The sequence below is a fragment of the Bradyrhizobium sp. DOA9 genome (assembly GCF_000617845.2).
GTDB lineage: Bacteria > Pseudomonadota > Alphaproteobacteria > Rhizobiales > Xanthobacteraceae > Bradyrhizobium.
Map to the genome: position 1 here is coordinate 6,890,251 of NZ_DF820425.1, position 17,298 is coordinate 6,907,548.

The following is a 17,298-nucleotide window of genomic DNA, read 5'->3' on the forward strand; positions in this document are numbered from 1 at the left end:
GAAACCGCCGCCTAGAAGCGGAGCCACTTCAGGAGCCCGAGCCCGATCGCGCCGTTGACGATGAGGAAGATCGCGACGATGAGGTTGAGAAGCCGCGGCATGATCAGGATGAGCACGCCCGCAATCAACGACAGGATCGGCGAAATGTGGGCGACGGTGATGTGCATGAACTATCTTTCTGTGAGTTGAGGCGAATCGCGCGGATCATAACCGGACGAGTTCCGGGAGTAGAGATGCGCAAGAGCTGATCAGAGTTCCCGCCCTCACGAAAACAGCCCGAAATTGCCGCGATTACGGCATGCCTTTTCCCGGAACATTGACTTGAGGCACGCATTGGCAACCGGTCGCGCCGCTGGCGCGTCCGAAGAATCACGTCGAAGGAGTTGTCCATGCGGAACAGGATTCTTGCTCTCGCAGCGCTCGCGGCCGCGACCGGCGCGCCCCTTGCCGCGCAGGCGCAAAGCGATGTCACGATCGGACGCGCGCCCGCAATGGTCGATGGCGCACCGACGATCGCCGTCGAACAGCGGCCCGCCTTCCGCGAATATGTCGTCGAACAACGTGTGCCGGCCTTCCGCATTCCGGATCGCGTGGTGGTCGGCACCACCTTACCCGAGGCAGGCGTCACTTATTATGACGTGCCGCAACGTTTCGGCCCCACGACCTATCGCTACACCGTCGTGAACGGCGAAACCGTGCTGGTCGAGCCGCGCTCGCGCCGCATCGTCGAGGTGCTCGACTAAACGCCGCTTCATTCGATGTCCGGCGCGTCACATCAGGCTGGCGCGAGCAGTGTTAAATCGGACATCAGGCCCCGCCCGGTCCTCCCCCCGCCGGGCGGGGCTTTTTTGTTCTGTCATTCCGGGGCGCGCCACTTGGCGCGAGCCCGGAATCCATTTCTCAACATAACGCGCGGCACGATGGATTCCGGGCTCGCGCTGCGCGCGCCCCGGAATGACAGCGGTGTTTGCCGCTATACCGCGCGCCTCAATCCTGGATCTTCGAGAAGTCCGCCACCGCGCGCGTGGCGCTGCGGATCTCGTTGAGGAGCTTCAGACGATTCTCGCGCACCTTCGCATCGTCGTCGTTGACGCGAACCTTGTCGAAGAACGCATCGACCGGCGGACGCAGCTTTGCCATCGCGCTCATCGCGGAGGCGAAGTCTTCCTTGGCCACCGCAGCGCTGGCTTCCGCCTTGACCTCACCGATCGCCTCGGCCAGCGCCTTCTCCTCCGCGAGGCTGTAGAGCGCGGCATCGGGCGCGCCGTCGAAGCTGCGCTTGTCCTTCTTCTCCTCGATGCTGAGGATATTGCTGGCGCGCTTGGTGCCGGCGAGCAGGTTCTTGCCGTCGTCAGAGTCGAGGAATTTCCCGAGCGCCTCGACGCGGCGGACAATCATCAGGAGATCGTCCTGACCACCGAGCGCGAATACGGCATCGACGAGATCGTGACGCGCACCCTGCTCGCGGAGCTGGACTTTGAGGCGGTCGGCGAAGAAGGCGAGCAGGTCTCCGATCAGTGAGACAAGATTGTCGGCTGCGATTGACTTTCTTTTTTGAAGGAACGTCGGATTGGGGGCCGGATTGCGAACAGCAGCCACTATGCCTTCGAAAGTAGCGTCGGTGCCGCGCATAATGTGAAGCGCAATTGCAGCCTGGAAAATCGGCGTCAGGGAAAGGCGATCGCTCTGCTCCAGGACAATCCTAATCACGCCCAGCGCCGCACGGCGCAGCGCATACGGGTCCTTGCTGCCTGTCGGCTTTTCGTCGATTGCCCAGAAGCCGACGAGCGTATCGATCTTGTCGGCGAGCGCCACGGCAACGCTGACCGGATTGGTCGGCACGCGATCTGCGGGCCCCTGCGGCTTGTAGTGCTCCTCGCACGCGGCGGCGACGGAGACGTCCTCGCCCTGCGCCAGCGCGTAGTACTTGCCCATCAGGCCCTGCACTTCCGGGAATTCGCCGACGACTTCGGTCAACAAATCCGCCTTGGCGAGATGCGCGGCCCGTGTCGCCTTGCCAACATCGGCGCCGACCAGCGGCGCGATCTCGGCAGCAAGGCGCTCGATGCGCTCAATCCGCTCCGCCTGCGTGCCGAGCTTCTCGTGGAACACGATCTGCTCGAACTTGGGCAGCCGATCCTCGAGCTTGGTCTTGAGGTCCGTCTCATAGAAGAACTTCGCATCGCTCAGACGTGCGCGGATCACGCGCTCGTTGCCGGCGATGATGGTTTTGCCGCCGTCGGTCGCCTCGATGTTGGCGACCAGGATGAACTTGCTCGCGAGCTTGCCCGTCTTGGGATCTCGCACCACGAAACACTTCTGGTTGTTGCGGATGGTGGCGCGGATGACTTCATCCGGTGTCTTCAAGAACTCCGGCTCGAACGAGCCCATCAGCACGATTGGCCATTCGACGAGGCCGGCGACCTCGTCGAGCAGGTTCTGGTCCTCGACCAGCTCGAAGCCTTGCGCGAAGGCGAGCTGCTTGGCGTCGGTGAGGATGGCGTCCTTGCGCCTGTCAGGATCGAGCACGACCTTGGCGTCGAGCAGCTTTGCTTCGTAGTCCTCGAACCGGCGCACAGAGATCGGCGCCGGCGCGAGGAAGCGGTGGCCGTAGGTGGTCTGGCCGCTCGCGATGCCGTCGACCTCGAACTTCACGACATCGGGCTCTTCGGTCTCCAGCCCGAACGTCGCGGTGATCGCGTGCAGCGGACGCACCCAGTTCAGCGCGCCGGGCTTGCCGGAACGCGCGCCCCAGCGCATCGATTTCGGCCAGGGGAAGGTGCGGATGATGACGGGCAGGATTTCCGCGAGCACGTCGATCGCGTCGCGGCCGGGCTTCTCGATCAAGCCGATGTAGAAATCACCCTTGGGGTCGCGCTGGATTTTTGCTTCGTCCAGCGACTTCAGACCGGTCGCCTTGAGAAAGCCCTGCACCGCCGCGTCGGGCGCGCCGACTTTCGGGCCGCGGCGCTCGGTCTTCAGGTCAGGCTGGCGCGCAGGGATGCCGTGCACGGTCAGCGCAAGGCGGCGCGGCGTCGCGAATGCCTTCGCGCCCTCGTAGACCAGGCCTTCGGCAACCAGCTTGTCGGTGACCATGCGGCGCAGATCGTCGGCCGCCTTTGCCTGCATGCGTGCGGGGATTTCTTCCGAGAACAGTTCAAGCAAAAGATCGGGCATCAGGCCGCTCCGCCCGCTTCAGTGTGGATCCAGGCCTCGCCGCAAGCTTTTGCCAGCTCGCGCACACGCAGGATGTAGCTCTGCCGCTCGGTCACCGAGATCACGCCGCGGGCGTCGAGCAGGTTGAAGACGTGGCTCGCCTTGATGCACTGGTCATAGGCCGGCAGCGCCATCAGATGCTGCTTCCGGTTGCCGCCGTCGCGCCAGCCGGCGTCGAGGTACTTTCTGCACGCAAGCTCGGCCATCTTGAACTGCTCGAACAGCATCGCAGTGTCGGCATACTCAAAATTGTGCCGCGAATATTCCTGCTCGGCCTGCAGGAAGACGTCGCCATAGGTGACCTTGGCATCACCCTCGCGGCCGTTGAAGTTGAGGTCGTAGACGCGGTCGACGCCCTGCACATACATCGCGAGGCGCTCGAGCCCGTAGGTCAGCTCGCCCGCGACCGGCGCGCATTCGAAGCCCGCGACCTGCTGAAAGTAAGTGAACTGGCTGACTTCCATGCCGTCGCACCAGCATTCCCACCCCAAACCCCAGGCGCCCAGGGTCGGGCTTTCCCAATCGTCCTCGACGAAGCGGATATCGTGCACGGCCGAATCGATGCCGATCGCCGCGAGCGACTTCAGGTACAGCTCCTGAAGGTTCGGCGGCGACGGCTTCATGATCACCTGGAACTGGTAATAGTGCTGCATCCGGTTCGGGTTCTCGCCGTAGCGGCCATCCTTGGGCCGGCGCGAGGGCTGCACATAGGCGGCGTTCCAAGGCTTTGGCCCGAGCGCGCGCAACGTGGTCGCCGGATGGAAGGTGCCCGCGCCCATCTCCATGTCGTAGGGCTGCAGGATCACGCAGCCCTGCTCGGCCCAGAACCGCTGGAGCGCGAGGATGAAGCCCTGGAACGAGCGTTCCGGGCGCATATGGGCGGGCAATGAGGCGTCCATCGTCAGATCGGGCTCTCGCGGGGGGTTTTGAATCGCGCGGGACCGTATCGACGGCGGGGATGGGAATCAAGGCGAAGGGGGCGGATTCGGGCCCAGTTCTCCGTCATGGCCGGAGCTTGTCCCGGCCATCCACGAGCTTGCTCTAGGCACGAGAAACGTGGATGCCCGGGACAAGCCCGGGCATGACGAGCAGCGCGGCTAACCCGGCCGGTAAGCTCCGGTCACGGGGTCACGCTTCAGCGTCTGGATATCCCCCATGCGGGCGGCTTCAGTGACGCGCGACAGGCGCATCTCCTCCAGCTCCTGGTTGATCCTGAGTGCGGTCTTGTAGGCCCAGCGGACCACGGCAAGCCCGCCCAGAACGCCCGCGAAAGCGACGAACGGCGGCATCGGTCGATCCTCGTCTCATGCTCAGCCCCCACGCGCATTGTTGCGCAGATGGACCTGCGCCGCAATTGGCGCGGCCCGGGCGAAATGGCGCGGGAGCGCGAGACCTAGAACCCGAATTTCGCCCAAATCGCCCGCGTCTCGACCGCCGAGATCAGCTCGTCCGGCAGGCCGGCCATTGATTCCAGGGCGGAAAGCTGCCCCGCACCGGGCGATTTCCGGCCCAAAAAGCCGGAAAGCAGACCGGTCGGCTGGGCGATCACGGGGGTGAGAACCTTCTCGCCGTAGCGGGCACGAAGAGTTGAGCGGAGATCGCCGATACTGTCGGCGAGCCCCAATGCGACCGCGCTGTCCCCCGCCCAGTATTCGCCCGTGAACAGCGTGTCGTCCGCTCCCTTCAGCCTGATACCGCGGCTTTCCTTGACCAGCGCAATGAAGATCTGGTGGATCTCGCGCTGGATCGCCTTCAGCCTGGCCACGTCATCCGGGTTTTCCGGAAGGAACGGGTCGAGCATCGCCTTGTGCTCGCCTGAGGTGTAGAGGCGCCGCTCGATGCCGAGCCGCCGGATCGCCTCCTGGAAACCGAAGCTGCCGCCGACCACCCCGATCGAGCCGAGGATCGAGGAGGGATCGCAGATGATCTCGTCGCCCGCGCAGGCGATCATGTAGCCGCCGGAGGCCGCGACGTCCTCGACGAACACGAGCACGGGCAGCTTCTTCTCCGCGGCGAGCTGCTTGATGCGCAAGTAGATCTGGCGCGACTGCACCGGCGAGCCGCCGGGCGAGTTGATCACCAGCGCCACCGCCTTGGCGTGCCGATAGGAAAACGCCCGCTCGAGCACCCGCGCGATGCCGGCAAGCGTCAGGCCCGGACGCAGCGGCGTCACCGCACCGATCACACCCGACAGCCGCACCACCGGCACGACCGCCGTGCCGGGACGAAAGCGCGCCGGCAGGTATTGCATGAGCTTGTCGGCCAGGCCGGAACTCTCACGATCGTTCAATTGTTCGGCCATCGCCTTACCTCTGATTAACCATTTCTTATCACGCGAGTGTCATTGAAAGTGCCTGGAACGTGTTTTGCAGAATTCCCGTTGGGAAGCTGCAATAGGCAGCGGAGGAAACGCCATGAAGATCTATCTGCTGTTGCTGCTGATCGGTGCGCTTTTTGCGGCGCTTCGCTTGACGTCCCCGCAAGAGCAGCAGACGGAATCTCTTCCGCAGTAAGCCGTCACGGCCCCGCCAGCGGCAACGCCGCCCTCCCCTCCAGAATATCCCTCACCTCTTTTTTAGGCACGTTTGACTCTTCGTTAAGCATGAGGCCCGGCAGCAATCGCGTCGGAGCCCTTCCGCCTTTGACTGCGCGCACCAGCACGCGGATCGCGGGCTTTCCCGCCTCGCCATGAACCGGCAGGATCGCGAGGCTGCCGAAGCCGCGTGACAGCGCTGCCATGACGTCGCCAAGTCCGTCCGCGCGCCAGATCAAGGTCAGCACGCCGCTCGATCGGAGAATACGCCGGGCTGCATGCACCCACGCATGCAGCGTCTCGTCCGTCGCCACATGCGCGGTGTGGCGCGCCGGATCCGGCGAGCCACGATGGCGTGCGGGATCGTTGAAGGGCGGGTTCATCAGCACGGCGTCGGCACTGTCGGGCAGAAGCCCGTTCGCTGCAAACGCCTGCGCGTCAGTGGTGACGTCGAGCACGATGGCTTCGGCGGGAATCGCGTTCGCGGCGGCGTTGGCACGCGCGAGCTCAGCCAGCTCCGGATCGATCTCGACCAGGCAGAGCCTGATCCCCGCGACGCGACGCGCCAGCGCGAGCCCCGCCGTGCCGATGCCGGCGCCGAAATCGACCACGCGGTCCCCCGCCTCTGCGCAGGTCGCCGCTGCGAGCAGGACGGCGTCGTGCCCGGCGCGATGGCCGGACCGCTTCTGCATCAAGCGCAATTGCCCGCCGAGAAAGGCGTCCTCGGTAAGATCCGCGGCCTCAATCATCGCCGCGCAGTTCGTGGCTGAGGCCGGCCTCGGTGAGGAGCGCCCTCGCCTCCTCGGCGTCGTCCTCATGAACCAGGATCCGCCGCGGCAGGATGCCGAGCGAGCCCTCGATGATGCTCATGTTCTGGTCGAGCACCAGATGATGGATGTTGGCGCCATCGAGCAGCGCGCCGATCGCCGACACCAGCACCATATCGTTGGTCCGAACCAGTTCGCGCAAAACGCAGATCTCCTGCTTGAAAGTGGCTAACGCGGCAAATGTCAATGGTTCCGCGGGCCTTGCCGCATCCGCCGCCAGTTTCTATTGTATTTCCATCAGAATAGCCCTTCCGGGGCAAATATTGGAGACCGGCGTGGCCGTCATCGTACCTTTCGAAACTCCCGGCGCGTCGATCGAAGAGCTGGTTGCCCTTGTCGCCCCCGACATGGAGCGGGTCAATACCACGATCCTGTCGCGGACCGGCTCCGACGTGACCATGATCCCGGAAGTGGCCAACCACCTGATCTCCTCAGGCGGCAAGCGCCTGCGCCCCATGCTGACGCTCGCCATGGCCAACCTCGCCGGCTACACCGGGGACGGCCACATCAAGTTGGCTGCCTCGGTCGAATTCATGCACACGGCGACGCTCCTGCACGACGACGTCGTCGACGAGAGCGAGATGCGCCGCGGCAAGCTGTCGGCGCGCATGCTTTGGGGCAACGAGGCGAGCGTGCTGGTCGGCGACTTCCTGCTCGGACAAGCCTTCCGCATGATGGTCGAGGTCGGCTCGCTGCGCGCGCTCGACATCCTCTCCGCAGCCGCCGCCACCATCGCCGAGGGCGAGGTGATGCAGCTCGCCGCCGCCAAGAACACCGCAACCACCGAGGACGAATATCTCGCCGTGATCCGCGGCAAGACCGCCGAATTGTTCGCCGCCGCCTGCGAGGTCGGCCCTGTCATCGCCAACCGACCCAAGGCGGAGCAGACCGCCTGCCGCTCGGTCGGCATGAATCTCGGCATCGCCTTCCAGCTCGTCGACGACGTGCTCGACTACGGCGGCAAGAGCGCCAAGCTCGGCAAGAACACCGGCGACGATTTCCGCGAAGGCAAGATCACGCTGCCCGTCGTGCTCGCCTTCCGCCGCGGCAACGACACCGAGCGCGCCTTCTGGATCCGTGCGCTCGAGCGCGGCGAGATCGGCGATTCCGATCTCGATCATGCCATCGGCCTGATGAACAAGCACCGCGCGCTCGAGGATACGCTGAGCCGCGCCCAGCACTACGGCGCCATGGCCGTCGATGCGCTGGCGCTCTTCCCGCCCTCGCCGATGAAGAGCGCGCTGGAGCAGGTCGTGGCGTTTTGCCTGGCACGGTCGCATTAGGCGACCGACGCCCCAGCCGGCATCATCAAAGGTGAAGCCGGTTGAGACAACGCTCGACTGCATCAGCAGCCGTCATTGCGAGCGCAGCGAAGCAATCCAGAATCCCTCCGCGGAGACAGTCTGGATTGCTTCGCTGCGCTCGCAATGACGGAGTATGGCGCCAAGCCACCGCTCGCTCTCGTGTCCCGGCCGCGCTGCAGCGTGCAACGCTGCTGCGCAGAGCGGGGCCCCTGCGACACGCGCGACAGTAGCAACATGGACCCCGGCTCTGCAGCGCACCGCAAGGAGGCGCTGCGCTGCGTCCGGGACACGAGTGCGACTGTTCAGCAACTGCGCTTCGTCACACCAGCAGAGCCAGCCTCATTCGCTTCGCATGCTTGCGTCGACCCAGTCACTTGCATTTTGCAAGTTAATACCCTACCTTCCTCGCATGCAGCCCAAATCCCCCTCCATCCTGGAATGCCCGGTCGGCCGCGCGGTGGAGACGGTCGGCGAATGGTGGAGCATCCTGATCCTGCGCGATGCGTTTCAGGGTGCGACGAAGTTCGACGAGTTCTCGCAGAGCCTCGGGATCGCGCCAAACATCCTGTCGCGGCGGCTTGCGCATCTCACCGCAAGCGGCATGTTCGTCCGCCGCCGCTATCAGGAGCGGCCGCCGCGCTATGAATATGTGCTGACGGACAAGGCGCGGGATTTCTTCCCCGTGATCGCGGCGCTGCTGGCCTGGGGCAACAAGCATCTCGCACCGAAGGGCGAATCCATCCTGCTGGCGAGCCGCGACGGCGTTCGTCCGCTCGATCCCATCGTGGTCGATGCCGCCGACAAGCGCCCGATCACGCTCGCCAATGCGGTCGTCATCGCAGGTCCCCGCGCCAGCCGCGGCATGCGCGCACGGCTCGCTTCGCTCAAGGCCATGAACCCGGCCGTCGCGCCGGCTGGAGACTGACATGCGTCGTATCGTCGTGACCGGAATGGGCGCGGTGTCGCCGCTCGGCTGCGGCGTCGAACTGACGTGGCGGCGGCTGCTCGCCGGGCAAAGCGGGCTACGCCAATTGCCGGAATGGGCACAGGCGCTGCCGGCGCGCATCGCAGGTCTTGTCCCCGACAAGGCCGATGATGCCGAAGGCGGTTTCGATCCTGCGCAAGCTGCCGCGCCAAAAGACCAGCGCAAGATGGACCGCTTCATCCTGTTCGCACTGCTCGCCACGGCGGAAGCCGTCGCGCAGGCCAAATGGACGCCGCAGGATGCGAGCGCGCTGGAGCGCACCGCGACGATCATCGCTTCCGGCGTCGGCGGCTTTCCGGCCATGGCGGAGGCGGTGCGCATCACCGAACATCGCGGCGCGCGCCGGCTGTCGCCGTTCACGATCCCCTCGTTCCTCGCCAATCTCGCCGCCGGCCACGTCTCGATCAAATACGGCTACAGGGGCGCACTGGGCACGCCGGTCACGGCCTGCGCGGCCGGCGTGCAGGCGATCGGCGATGCCGCGCGCATGATCCGATCAGGCGAAGCTGACGTTGCGATCTGCGGCGGCGCGGAGGCCTGCATCGACATCGTCAGCCTCGGCGGGTTTGCGGCGGCGCGTGCCCTGTCGAGCGGCTTCAACGACGAGCCCGCGCGCGCCTCGCGTCCGTTCGATCGCAACCGCGACGGTTTCGTCATGGGCGAAGGCGCCGGCATCCTGGTGATCGAGGCGCTGGAGCATGCGCAGGCGCGCGGCGCGACGCCGATCGCCGAGATCGTCGGCTACGGCACGAGTGCGGATGCCTATCACATGACGTCGGGCCCGCCCGATGGCGATGGTGCCCGCCGCGCGATGGAGATCGCGCTCCGGCAGGCCAAGCTTGCGCCCGCGGATGTGCAGCACCTCAACGCGCATGCGACCTCGACGCCGGCCGGCGACGAGAGCGAGCTCGGTGCGATCGGCGCGCTGTTCGGCCGCAACCGCGACATTGCTGTCAGCGCGACCAAATCGGCCACAGGCCATCTGCTCGGCGCCGCCGGCGGGCTGGAAGCGATCTTCACCGTGCTCGCGCTGCGCGACCAGATCGCACCGCCGACGCTCAATCTCGAAAACCCCGATTCCGGCGCGGGCGGTATCGACATCGTCGCAGGCAGCGCGCGGCCGATGCCGATGCAGCATGCCATCTCCAACGGATTCGGCTTCGGCGGGGTGAATGCCAGCGTGATCTTCCGCCGGATGGGCTGAACGAGAGGTCTTTGAACGAGAGGCTTTGCAATCGCCGCGCGCTCCGCTACCAAAACGGGATGATCGAAACGAATTTCTGGCTGTTCCTGGCCGCAGCTCTCCTCATTGCCGCCGTTCCGGGCCCGGGCATTTTTTACGTCGCGGCGCGAACCTTGTCGGAGGGGCGTGGCAGCGGCTTTGCCTCGACCGCGGGCACGGCGCTGGGCGGACTGGTTCATGTGATCGCGGGCAGCCTCGGCATCTCCGCCATCATCCTGGCCAGCGCGGAGCTGTTTGCCGCCGTGAAATTCGTCGGCGCGCTCTATCTGGTCTGGCTCGGCATCAAGACGTTTCGCAGCGCCGGCGTCGCGCTGTCGCTTGGGAGCAAGCCGATCGGCGACAAGCGCGCGTTCCGCGACGGCGTGCTGGTCGAGGCGCTCAATCCGAAGACCGCGGCGTTCTTCCTCGCCTTCATTCCGCAGTTCCTCGATCCCACGGAATCGAACCCGACTCTGCAATTCATCCTGCTGGGTGCAATCTCGGTGGCGCTGAACACGCTCGCCGATGTCGTGGTGGTGCTGATGGCCTCGGCGACGCGCGCGCAGCTGATCGGACGGCCGCTTCTGATGCGACGCCTCACGCAGGGCTCCGGCGTCTTCATTGCGGGCCTCGGCCTCTCGCTCGCGCTGGCGCGGCGGCCGGCCAATGGCTAGCGCCCCGCAAAGCCGCTTCTACGAGTCGCACGGCCTGCGGCTGCATTATGCCGACTGGGGCAACGAGGGCGCACCCGTCGCCATCCTGGTGCATGGCGGCCGTGATCATTGCCGCAGCTGGGATCACATCGCGCGCTCGCTGCGACCTCATTTTCGCGTCGTCGCGCCCGACCTGCGTGGTCACGGCGATTCCGACTGGACGAGAGGCGGCAGCTACGCGCTGACAGAATATGTCTACGATCTCGCGCAGCTGGTTCGCACCTTAGCCACGCCTCAGGTCACCCTGATCGGCCATTCGATGGGCGGCATGGTGAGCCTGATCTTTTCGGGCGCATTCCCCGACTTGGTCACCAAGCTGGTCGTGCTCGACGGCGTGACCATGTCGCCGGATGCACCAAAAGCGCCGGTCCATGAGCGCATCGGCAAATGGGTGGCCCAGCTCGACAAACTGCACGACCGCACCCCGCGCCGCTATCCGAGCCTCGAGGACGCGGCCGCGCAGATGGTGCTTCACAACAAGCGGCTGTCTCGTGACCTCGCGCTGCATCTCGCCACGCATGGCACGCGGCGGAACGAAGACGGCACCTATAGCTGGAAGTTCGATCCCTATCAGCGCGCCAGCGCCCCGCACCGGCTCTGGCCGGACGATCACGTCGCGCTGTGGTCACGTATCGCCTGCCCGACGCTGCTGCTCAATGCCGGCGAAAGTTTTCTGGCGGGCGCGAAGGCGGCAGGCCTGGAGCGCTATTTCCAGAACGCGCGCATCGAGACCATCGCCGGAGCGGGACACTGGCTGCAGCACGACAAGCCGCAGGAGGTGCTGGGCGAGATCCGGCGGTTTCTCGGGCTCGACGAGGACGGCAGCAGCTAGCTCAACGTGCCCGCATGCACCCACCAGCCGGGGTGATCGCGGCGGATCTTTTCGGCGGCGGCATGTGCCTCCGCAGGCGCGCCGTAGATCGCAAAGCACGTCGCCCCCGAGCCGGACATCCGGGCGAGCTTGACGCCGGCGGAGGAGCGCAAGGCGTCCAGCACCTCGCCGATCACAGGCTCGATCCGCAGCGCAGGCGCCTCCAGGTCATTGGCGACGGTGTCGAGAACCTCGACCCAGTCGGAAATCGAGCCGCCCTCTTCCGGCCAGGCCGGTGCGCGAATGACGTCGGTGACACCGACCAGGAGCTCGCCATTGCGCAAGCCCAGCGCCTGGAATACGTCCTTGGTGGCGACGGGCACGCGCGGATTGACCATGACGCAGGGCATGCTCGGCAGCGCCAGAGGCAGCAACTGCTCGCCGACGCCGGTCATGTCGCAGGCGCGCGAGAGCAGGCACACCGGCACGTCGGCGCCGGTCGCGAGCGCGATCTTCTGAATGCGGGGATCATCGAGCGACAAATTGTTGAGACGCGCCAGCAGCCGCAGCGCCGCCGCGGCATCCGCCGAGCCGCCACCGATGCCGGCTGCAACGGGGAGCACCTTGTCGAGCGCGAAGGCGCCCAGCTTCAGGCCAGGGACGGCATCGGCCAGCAGGCTGGCGGCCTTGAGCACGAGATTGTCGGCGGCATCGCCGCAGGCGGCAGCCAGCGGCCCGGTCGTGGTCAGTTTCAGCTCATCGCCCGGCTCCAGCGTAAGCCGGTCGGCGCAGTCGGCAAACGCGACCACGCTTTCGAGATCATGATAGCCATCGGCACGACGGCCGATGACGCGAAGGCTGAGATTGACCTTCGCGCGCCCTTCTTCAATCAACGCCGACATTGGCGATCAGCCCCCAGAACTCACTAACCGCCCTTGCCGTCGTCCTTCTTCTTTTCCGCCTGCGCGGCCGAAGAGTTCGAATTGTCGTCCGGGAGACCATTGGCGATCTTGGCCTCGATCTTCGGCAGCTCTTCCGGCTCGGGCTTGAGATCGCGCGCATGCGACCACTGGAATTTTGCCTCCAGCGTGCGGCCGACGCGCCAATAGGCATCGCCAAGGTGGTCATTGATGGTGGGATCCTCGGGCTTGAGATCGATCGCGCGCTCGAGGTTCTTCACTGCCTCCTCGTAATTGCCGATGCGATAGTAGGCCCAGCCGAGGGAATCGACGATGTAGCCGTCGTCGGGACGCTGCTCGACGGCACGCTTGATCATCTTCATGCCTTCGTCGAGATTCACGCCCTGGTCGATCCAGGAATAGCCGAGATAGTTGAGGACGTGGGGCTGGTCGGGCTGCAGCTCCAGCGCCTTCTTCATGTCGGCCTCGGCCTTGGCCCATTGCTTGGAGCGCTCCTGGCAGATGCCGCGATAATAGTACCAGACGCTGTTGGCCTTGTCGTTGCCGGGCGGCAGCACGTCGATGCCTCGCGAATAGGTCGCGCCGCAATCGCCGAACCGCTTCCGGCCGCGCTCGATGTTGCCGAGCGCCATGATGGCTTCAAGGTCCTTGGGATCCTCCGCGGTGACGCTCTTGAGGATCTTGATCGCGTCATCGGTGCGATCGGCGGAATCGAGATCGATGGCGAGCTGGATCTGCGCGTTGCGCTTGAGCGGCGAGGACGCGGGCACGCGCTCATAGACCTTGATCGCCATTTTCGGCCGCTTCACCGATTCATAGAGGTCGGCAAGCGAGAGCAGCGCCAGCGGATGGCTCGGCTGCAGGTACAGCGAGAGCTGGAGATAGACCAGCGCCAGATCCTCGCCGCCGCGGCGGGTCAGTGTCGCGCCGATGCCGTAGAGCGCTTCGGCCGCGCCGGCCTGCGCGGAATCGACCAGCGGCGGCATCTTCTTGCCGGCCTTGGTGTCCCGCAGGCCTTCCTGGATCAGCGGATGGCGCGCGAGCTTCTTGTCGAAGGCCAAGTAGACATTGGTCGCCGCGGCGGAATCCTTGTTGCGCGACAGCCAGCGCGCGTAGGCCTCGGTGACGCGCAGCATGGAATCGTCGAGCTTGTAGGCGCGCTCGAAGCGGGTGCCGGCGTCCTTCTCCTTGCCGGAGAGCTCCAGGATCATGCCGGTGTGGAGGTCCTTGAACAGCGGATACCATTCCGGACCTGCCAGCTTGTCGATGGTGGCGACACCGCCCTTGGCATCGCCGGCGCCATAGGCTGCCCAGCCCGACAGCAGCGTGGCAACGAGGTCGGTGATCGGACCGCGGATCGACTGGTTGATGTTGGTCTGCGCCGCGACGTACTTCTTCAGCTTGAGATCGTGCACGCCGACGACGAGACGCGCGACGCGGTTGGTCTTGTCGATGGTGAGGATGCGCTCGGCGAGCTTGACCGCCTCCTCGATGTCGCCGTCGGCGACGGATGAGATGAAGGCGCGGTCGAGCAGCTCGTTGTTCTTGGGATCGGTGCGGAGCGCCGAACGGTAGAATGCGGCGGCCGAGGCCGCGTCGCGCTCGACGCTGGCGTGGCGGGCGGCGAGATAGCTGCCGGCGCCGGTGAGCGACTTCAGATCGTTTCGCGTCGGAAACTGCGCCGCCGTGTTCTCCGGATGATCCGGCGTCTGCGCCAGGACCGCGCCGGGGACCGTCGCAATCGCAGTGCCCATGAGGGCGATGGCGGCAGCAGTCCAGCGGTTGAAACGATTTGAAAACATCAGGGCTCGCCTTGAGTTGGTGGTGCCTGGGCTTGCAGCAGAAGGCCGTACGCAAGCGAACGCAGCCGGTGACATCCGGACCCGGAACCGTCGGGCCGACAATGCCGCTTTTGGCGCTTCGCCGCAAGGATTCGGACCGGCCGCTCCCCTCCGAACGCCCCCAAATCGGCCAAGTTCGATCAGGAGCAGCCCCAAGACGCCGCCACTATGGCCTTATCGTGGCCGCGGCGGGTCGCCGCAGCCTCGTCCTCACGGGAATGTGCGCCAGGTCACCCGTGCGCGGCGCCTTCACATCGCCTCGTAGTTCGGGCCGCCGCCACCCTCCGGGGGAACCCAGGTGATGTTGCCGTTGGGATCCTTCACGTCGCAGGTCTTGCAGTGGACGCAGTTCTGCGCGTTGATCTGGAAGCGCGGACCGGAGCCCTCCTCGATCCATTCGTAGACGCCAGCCGGGCAATAGCGATTCGAGGGGCCGGCGTAGACGTCATGCTCGGAGCTCTTCTGAAGGTTCATGTCGGTGACCTTCAGATGGATCGGCTGATCCTCTTCATGATTGGTGTTGGACAAAAACACCGAGGACAGCTTGTCGAACGTGATCTTGCCGTCGGGCTTCGGGTAGTTCCTGGGCACGTGGCTCTTGGCCGGATCGAGCGTGGCGCGGTCGGGCTTGACGTGCGACTGCGTGCCAAACAGCGAGGCGCCGAACAGCGTGTTGCACCACATGTCGAAGCCGCCCAGCGCGACGCCGAGCACGGTGCCGAACTTCGACCACAACGGCTTGACGTTGCGGACCAGGAACAGGTCCTTGCCGACCGACGAGGAGCGCCAGGCGTTCTCGTATTCAACGAGCTCGTCATTGGCGCGGTCGGCGGCGAGCGCGGCCGCAACATGTTCGGCAGCCAGCATGCCGGTGCCCATCGCATTGTGCACGCCCTTGATGCGCGGCACGTTGACGAAGCCGGCCGCGCAGCCGATCAGCGCGCCGCCGGGGAAGCTCAGCTTCGGCACCGACTGATAGCCGCCCTCGGTGATCGCGCGTGCGCCGTAGGCGAGCCGCTTGGCGCCTTCGAAGGTGCCGCGGATCGAGGGATGGGTCTTGAAGCGCTGGAATTCGTCGAACGGGGACAGATAGGGATCGTCGTAGTTCAAATGCACGACGAAGCCGACGGCGACGAGATTGTCGTCGTAGTGATAAAGGAACGAGCCGCCACCGGTCTTGAGGTCAAGCGGCCAGCCGAATGAATGCTGGATCAAGCCCTTCTGGTGCTTGGCGGGATCGATCTGCCAGACCTCCTTGAGGCCGATGCCGAACTTCGGCGGCTCGCTCTTGGCGTCGAGCGCGAACTTGTTGATGAGCTGCTTGGTCAGGCTGCCTCGGGCGCCTTCGGCGAACAGCGTGTACTTGCCGAGCAATTCCATGCCGCGGGTGAACGAATCCTTCGGCTTGCCGTCGCGGCCGATGCCCATGTCGCCGGTGGCGATGCCCTTGACCTTGCCCGCCTCGTCATACAGAACCTCGGCCGCCGCAAAGCCCGGGTAGATCTCGACGCCGAGCGCCTCGGCCCTGCGCGCCAGCCAGCGGCAGACATTGCCGAGCGAGCCGATATAGCAGTGATGATTGTGCATCAGCGGCGGCATGATGAAACCCGGCAGCTTGATCGCGCCACCGCCCGTCATCCAGTAGAAGCGGTCGTCCTTGACCTGCGTCTTCAGCGGGCAGTCGGCATCCTCGCGCCAGTCGGGTATCAGCTTGTCGAGGCCCGCGGGATCGATCACAGCGCCGGAGAGGATGTGCGCGCCAACCTCGGAGCCCTTCTCCACCACGACGACGTTGAGATCGGCGTTGAGCTGCTTCAGCCGGATCGCGGCTGCCAGACCCGAGGGGCCGGCGCCGACGATGACGACGTCGAATTCCATGGATTCGCGCGGGGGAAGTTCTTCGGTGCTCATCTGATCTCAGCCCTCGAGACGGTCCTCGGTCGTTTGCGCCCCCTTGTTTCCGATTTTTCCGGGTAGGACAACCTCGGAATCGCGTTCCGCCGGGATGCAAGGCCGCTCAAGGTGATATAAAAGTCAGACTTTCCCATGATCCCCGAACCCGCACCCACCGTCCGAGAGCTGCTCGCCTTCTATCTGGAGGCTGGTGTCGACTGTGCGCTTGCGGAGGAACCGATAGACCGCCTGGCGGAAATCGATGCGCCGCCGCCCGCCCCGCGCGCGGCGCCGGTCGAGGCACCGCGGCCGGTTGCGGCGCCGGCAGTGATGCGCGGCGAGGCCGCCCCTGCACCCGACGTCGCTATCGCCTCGGCGCGCGAGGCCGCGCGCACCGCGCCCTCCCTGGAGGCGCTGCGCGAGCTGATGCAGAATTTCGAGGGCTGCGCGTTGAAGCACACGGCGACGCGGCTGGTGTTCGCCGACGGTAACCCGCAGGCGCGCATCATGTTCGTCGGCGAGGCGCCCGGCCGCGACGAGGATATCGAGGGACTGCCCTTCGTCGGACGCAGCGGCAAGCTGCTCGATCTGATGATCGGCGCGATCGGCCTCAACCGCACCACCGCCTACATCGCCAACGTCATTCCCTGGCGGCCGCCGGGCAACCGCACGCCGACGCCGCAGGAGACGCAAATCTGCCTGCCCTTCATCCAGCGCCAGATCGAGCTGGTGAATCCGGACGTGCTGGTGACGCTCGGCAATCCGTCGACGCAGACGCTTCTGTCGACGCGCGAGGGCATCATGCGCACGCGCGGACGCTGGTTCGACTACGATACCGGCCAGCGGGTGATCCGCGCGCTGCCGACGTTCCATCCGGCCTATCTGCTGCGCTCGCCGGCCTACAAGCGGCTGGCCTGGCAAGACCTGCGATCGATCGCGAAGGCGCTGGCGGGTTAGCGAGGGGCGGCCGCTCCCTCCCCGTCATTGCGAGCGCAGCGAAGCAATCCAGAGGTTTTCCACGGAGGGATTCTGG

Annotated in this window: 17 protein-coding genes; 7 read left to right on the forward strand and 10 right to left on the reverse strand. The window is 65.6% G+C overall.

Translation table 11 applies throughout. From position 1 onward, the window contains the following. Nucleotides 1–11: 11 nt before the first annotated feature. Nucleotides 12–167 carry a DUF3096 domain-containing protein gene (locus BDOA9_RS37010; protein WP_008562090.1) on the reverse strand — a complete coding sequence of 52 codons (156 nt, stop codon included), beginning with the start codon at nt 165–167 and terminating at the stop codon, nt 12–14. A gap of 222 nt (nt 168–389) precedes the next feature. Between BDOA9_RS37010 and BDOA9_RS32370 the strand changes: the two genes are divergently transcribed. Next, the gene (locus tag BDOA9_RS32370; RefSeq protein WP_025038104.1) at nt 390–743 is read left to right on the forward strand and encodes a DUF1236 domain-containing protein; all 354 of its coding nucleotides are present in this window, start codon (nt 390–392) and stop codon (nt 741–743) included. A 244-nt stretch (nt 744–987) separates the two neighbouring features. Here the strand turns inward: BDOA9_RS32370 and glyS are convergent, their stop codons facing one another. From glyS to BDOA9_RS32400, 6 genes are all read right to left on the reverse strand, one after another. Further along, entirely contained in the window at nt 988–3,177 is a 2,190-nt protein-coding gene (glyS, locus tag BDOA9_RS32375; RefSeq protein ID WP_025038105.1) for a glycine--tRNA ligase subunit beta, read from the reverse strand. Next, nucleotides 3,177–4,115, reverse strand: a complete 939-nt coding sequence (locus BDOA9_RS32380) for a glycine--tRNA ligase subunit alpha (RefSeq protein ID WP_025038106.1) — start codon at nt 4,113–4,115, stop codon at nt 3,177–3,179. Before BDOA9_RS32380 ends, glyS begins: the two co-directional genes overlap by 1 nt. Before the next feature lie 198 nt (nt 4,116–4,313). Continuing rightward, complete coding sequence (locus BDOA9_RS32385; RefSeq protein ID WP_025038107.1) at nt 4,314–4,505, reverse strand: hypothetical protein; 192 nt, start codon at nt 4,503–4,505, stop codon at nt 4,314–4,316. 104 nt (nt 4,506–4,609) lie between these two features. Next, entirely contained in the window at nt 4,610–5,518 is a 909-nt protein-coding gene (locus tag BDOA9_RS32390; RefSeq protein WP_025038108.1) for a S49 family peptidase, read from the reverse strand. A 215-nt stretch (nt 5,519–5,733) separates the two neighbouring features. Further along, on the reverse strand, nt 5,734–6,498 hold the full coding sequence (locus tag BDOA9_RS32395; RefSeq protein ID WP_025038109.1) for a tRNA1(Val) (adenine(37)-N6)-methyltransferase: 765 nt from the start codon (nt 6,496–6,498) through the stop codon (nt 5,734–5,736). Then, a complete protein-coding gene (locus BDOA9_RS32400) occupies nt 6,491–6,718 on the reverse strand; it encodes a putative signal transducing protein (protein ID WP_008562067.1) in 228 nt (75 codons plus the stop codon). The genes BDOA9_RS32395 and BDOA9_RS32400 overlap by 8 nt, the downstream gene beginning before the upstream one ends. A 133-nt stretch (nt 6,719–6,851) precedes the next feature. Between BDOA9_RS32400 and BDOA9_RS32405 the strand changes: the two genes are divergently transcribed. The 5 genes from BDOA9_RS32405 (at nt 6,852) to BDOA9_RS32425 (ending at nt 11,632) form a co-directional block, all read left to right on the forward strand. After that, nucleotides 6,852–7,859 carry a polyprenyl synthetase family protein gene (locus BDOA9_RS32405; RefSeq protein WP_025038110.1) on the forward strand — a complete coding sequence of 336 codons (1,008 nt, stop codon included), beginning with the start codon at nt 6,852–6,854 and terminating at the stop codon, nt 7,857–7,859. Nucleotides 7,860–8,289: 430 nt separating this feature from the next. Continuing rightward, entirely contained in the window at nt 8,290–8,805 is a 516-nt protein-coding gene (locus BDOA9_RS32410) for a winged helix-turn-helix transcriptional regulator (RefSeq protein ID WP_025038111.1), read from the forward strand. Between the two features lies 1 nt (nt 8,806). Continuing rightward, the gene (gene fabF / locus BDOA9_RS32415) at nt 8,807–10,069 is read left to right on the forward strand and encodes a beta-ketoacyl-ACP synthase II (RefSeq protein ID WP_025038112.1); all 1,263 of its coding nucleotides are present in this window, start codon (nt 8,807–8,809) and stop codon (nt 10,067–10,069) included. A gap of 59 nt (nt 10,070–10,128) precedes the next feature. Continuing rightward, nucleotides 10,129–10,761 carry a LysE family translocator gene (locus BDOA9_RS32420; protein WP_025038113.1) on the forward strand — a complete coding sequence of 211 codons (633 nt, stop codon included), beginning with the start codon at nt 10,129–10,131 and terminating at the stop codon, nt 10,759–10,761. Further along, complete coding sequence (locus BDOA9_RS32425) at nt 10,754–11,632, forward strand: alpha/beta fold hydrolase (RefSeq protein WP_025038114.1); 879 nt, start codon at nt 10,754–10,756, stop codon at nt 11,630–11,632. Before BDOA9_RS32420 ends, BDOA9_RS32425 begins: the two co-directional genes overlap by 8 nt. On the opposite strand, the gene BDOA9_RS32430 is transcribed toward BDOA9_RS32425, so the two are convergent. The 3 genes from BDOA9_RS32430 to BDOA9_RS32440 all read right to left on the reverse strand — a co-directional run bounded on the left by BDOA9_RS32430 (nt 11,629) and on the right by BDOA9_RS32440 (nt 16,283). Next, complete coding sequence (locus tag BDOA9_RS32430) at nt 11,629–12,513, reverse strand: 4-(cytidine 5'-diphospho)-2-C-methyl-D-erythritol kinase (protein WP_025038115.1); 885 nt, start codon at nt 12,511–12,513, stop codon at nt 11,629–11,631. The two genes, BDOA9_RS32425 and BDOA9_RS32430, sit on opposite strands and share 4 nt — an antisense overlap. Nucleotides 12,514–12,536: 23 nt before the next feature. Further along, on the reverse strand, nt 12,537–14,333 hold the full coding sequence (locus BDOA9_RS32435) for a tetratricopeptide repeat protein (protein ID WP_025038116.1): 1,797 nt from the start codon (nt 14,331–14,333) through the stop codon (nt 12,537–12,539). A 288-nt stretch (nt 14,334–14,621) separates the two neighbouring features. Then, the gene (locus BDOA9_RS32440; RefSeq protein ID WP_025038117.1) at nt 14,622–16,283 is read right to left on the reverse strand and encodes an electron transfer flavoprotein-ubiquinone oxidoreductase; all 1,662 of its coding nucleotides are present in this window, start codon (nt 16,281–16,283) and stop codon (nt 14,622–14,624) included. Between the two features lie 135 nt (nt 16,284–16,418). Between BDOA9_RS32440 and BDOA9_RS32445 the strand changes: the two genes are divergently transcribed. After that, nucleotides 16,419–17,222: a uracil-DNA glycosylase gene (locus BDOA9_RS32445; protein WP_025038118.1), complete on the forward strand. Its 804-nt coding sequence runs from the start codon at nt 16,419–16,421 to the stop codon at nt 17,220–17,222. Nucleotides 17,223–17,298 lie beyond the last annotated feature (76 nt).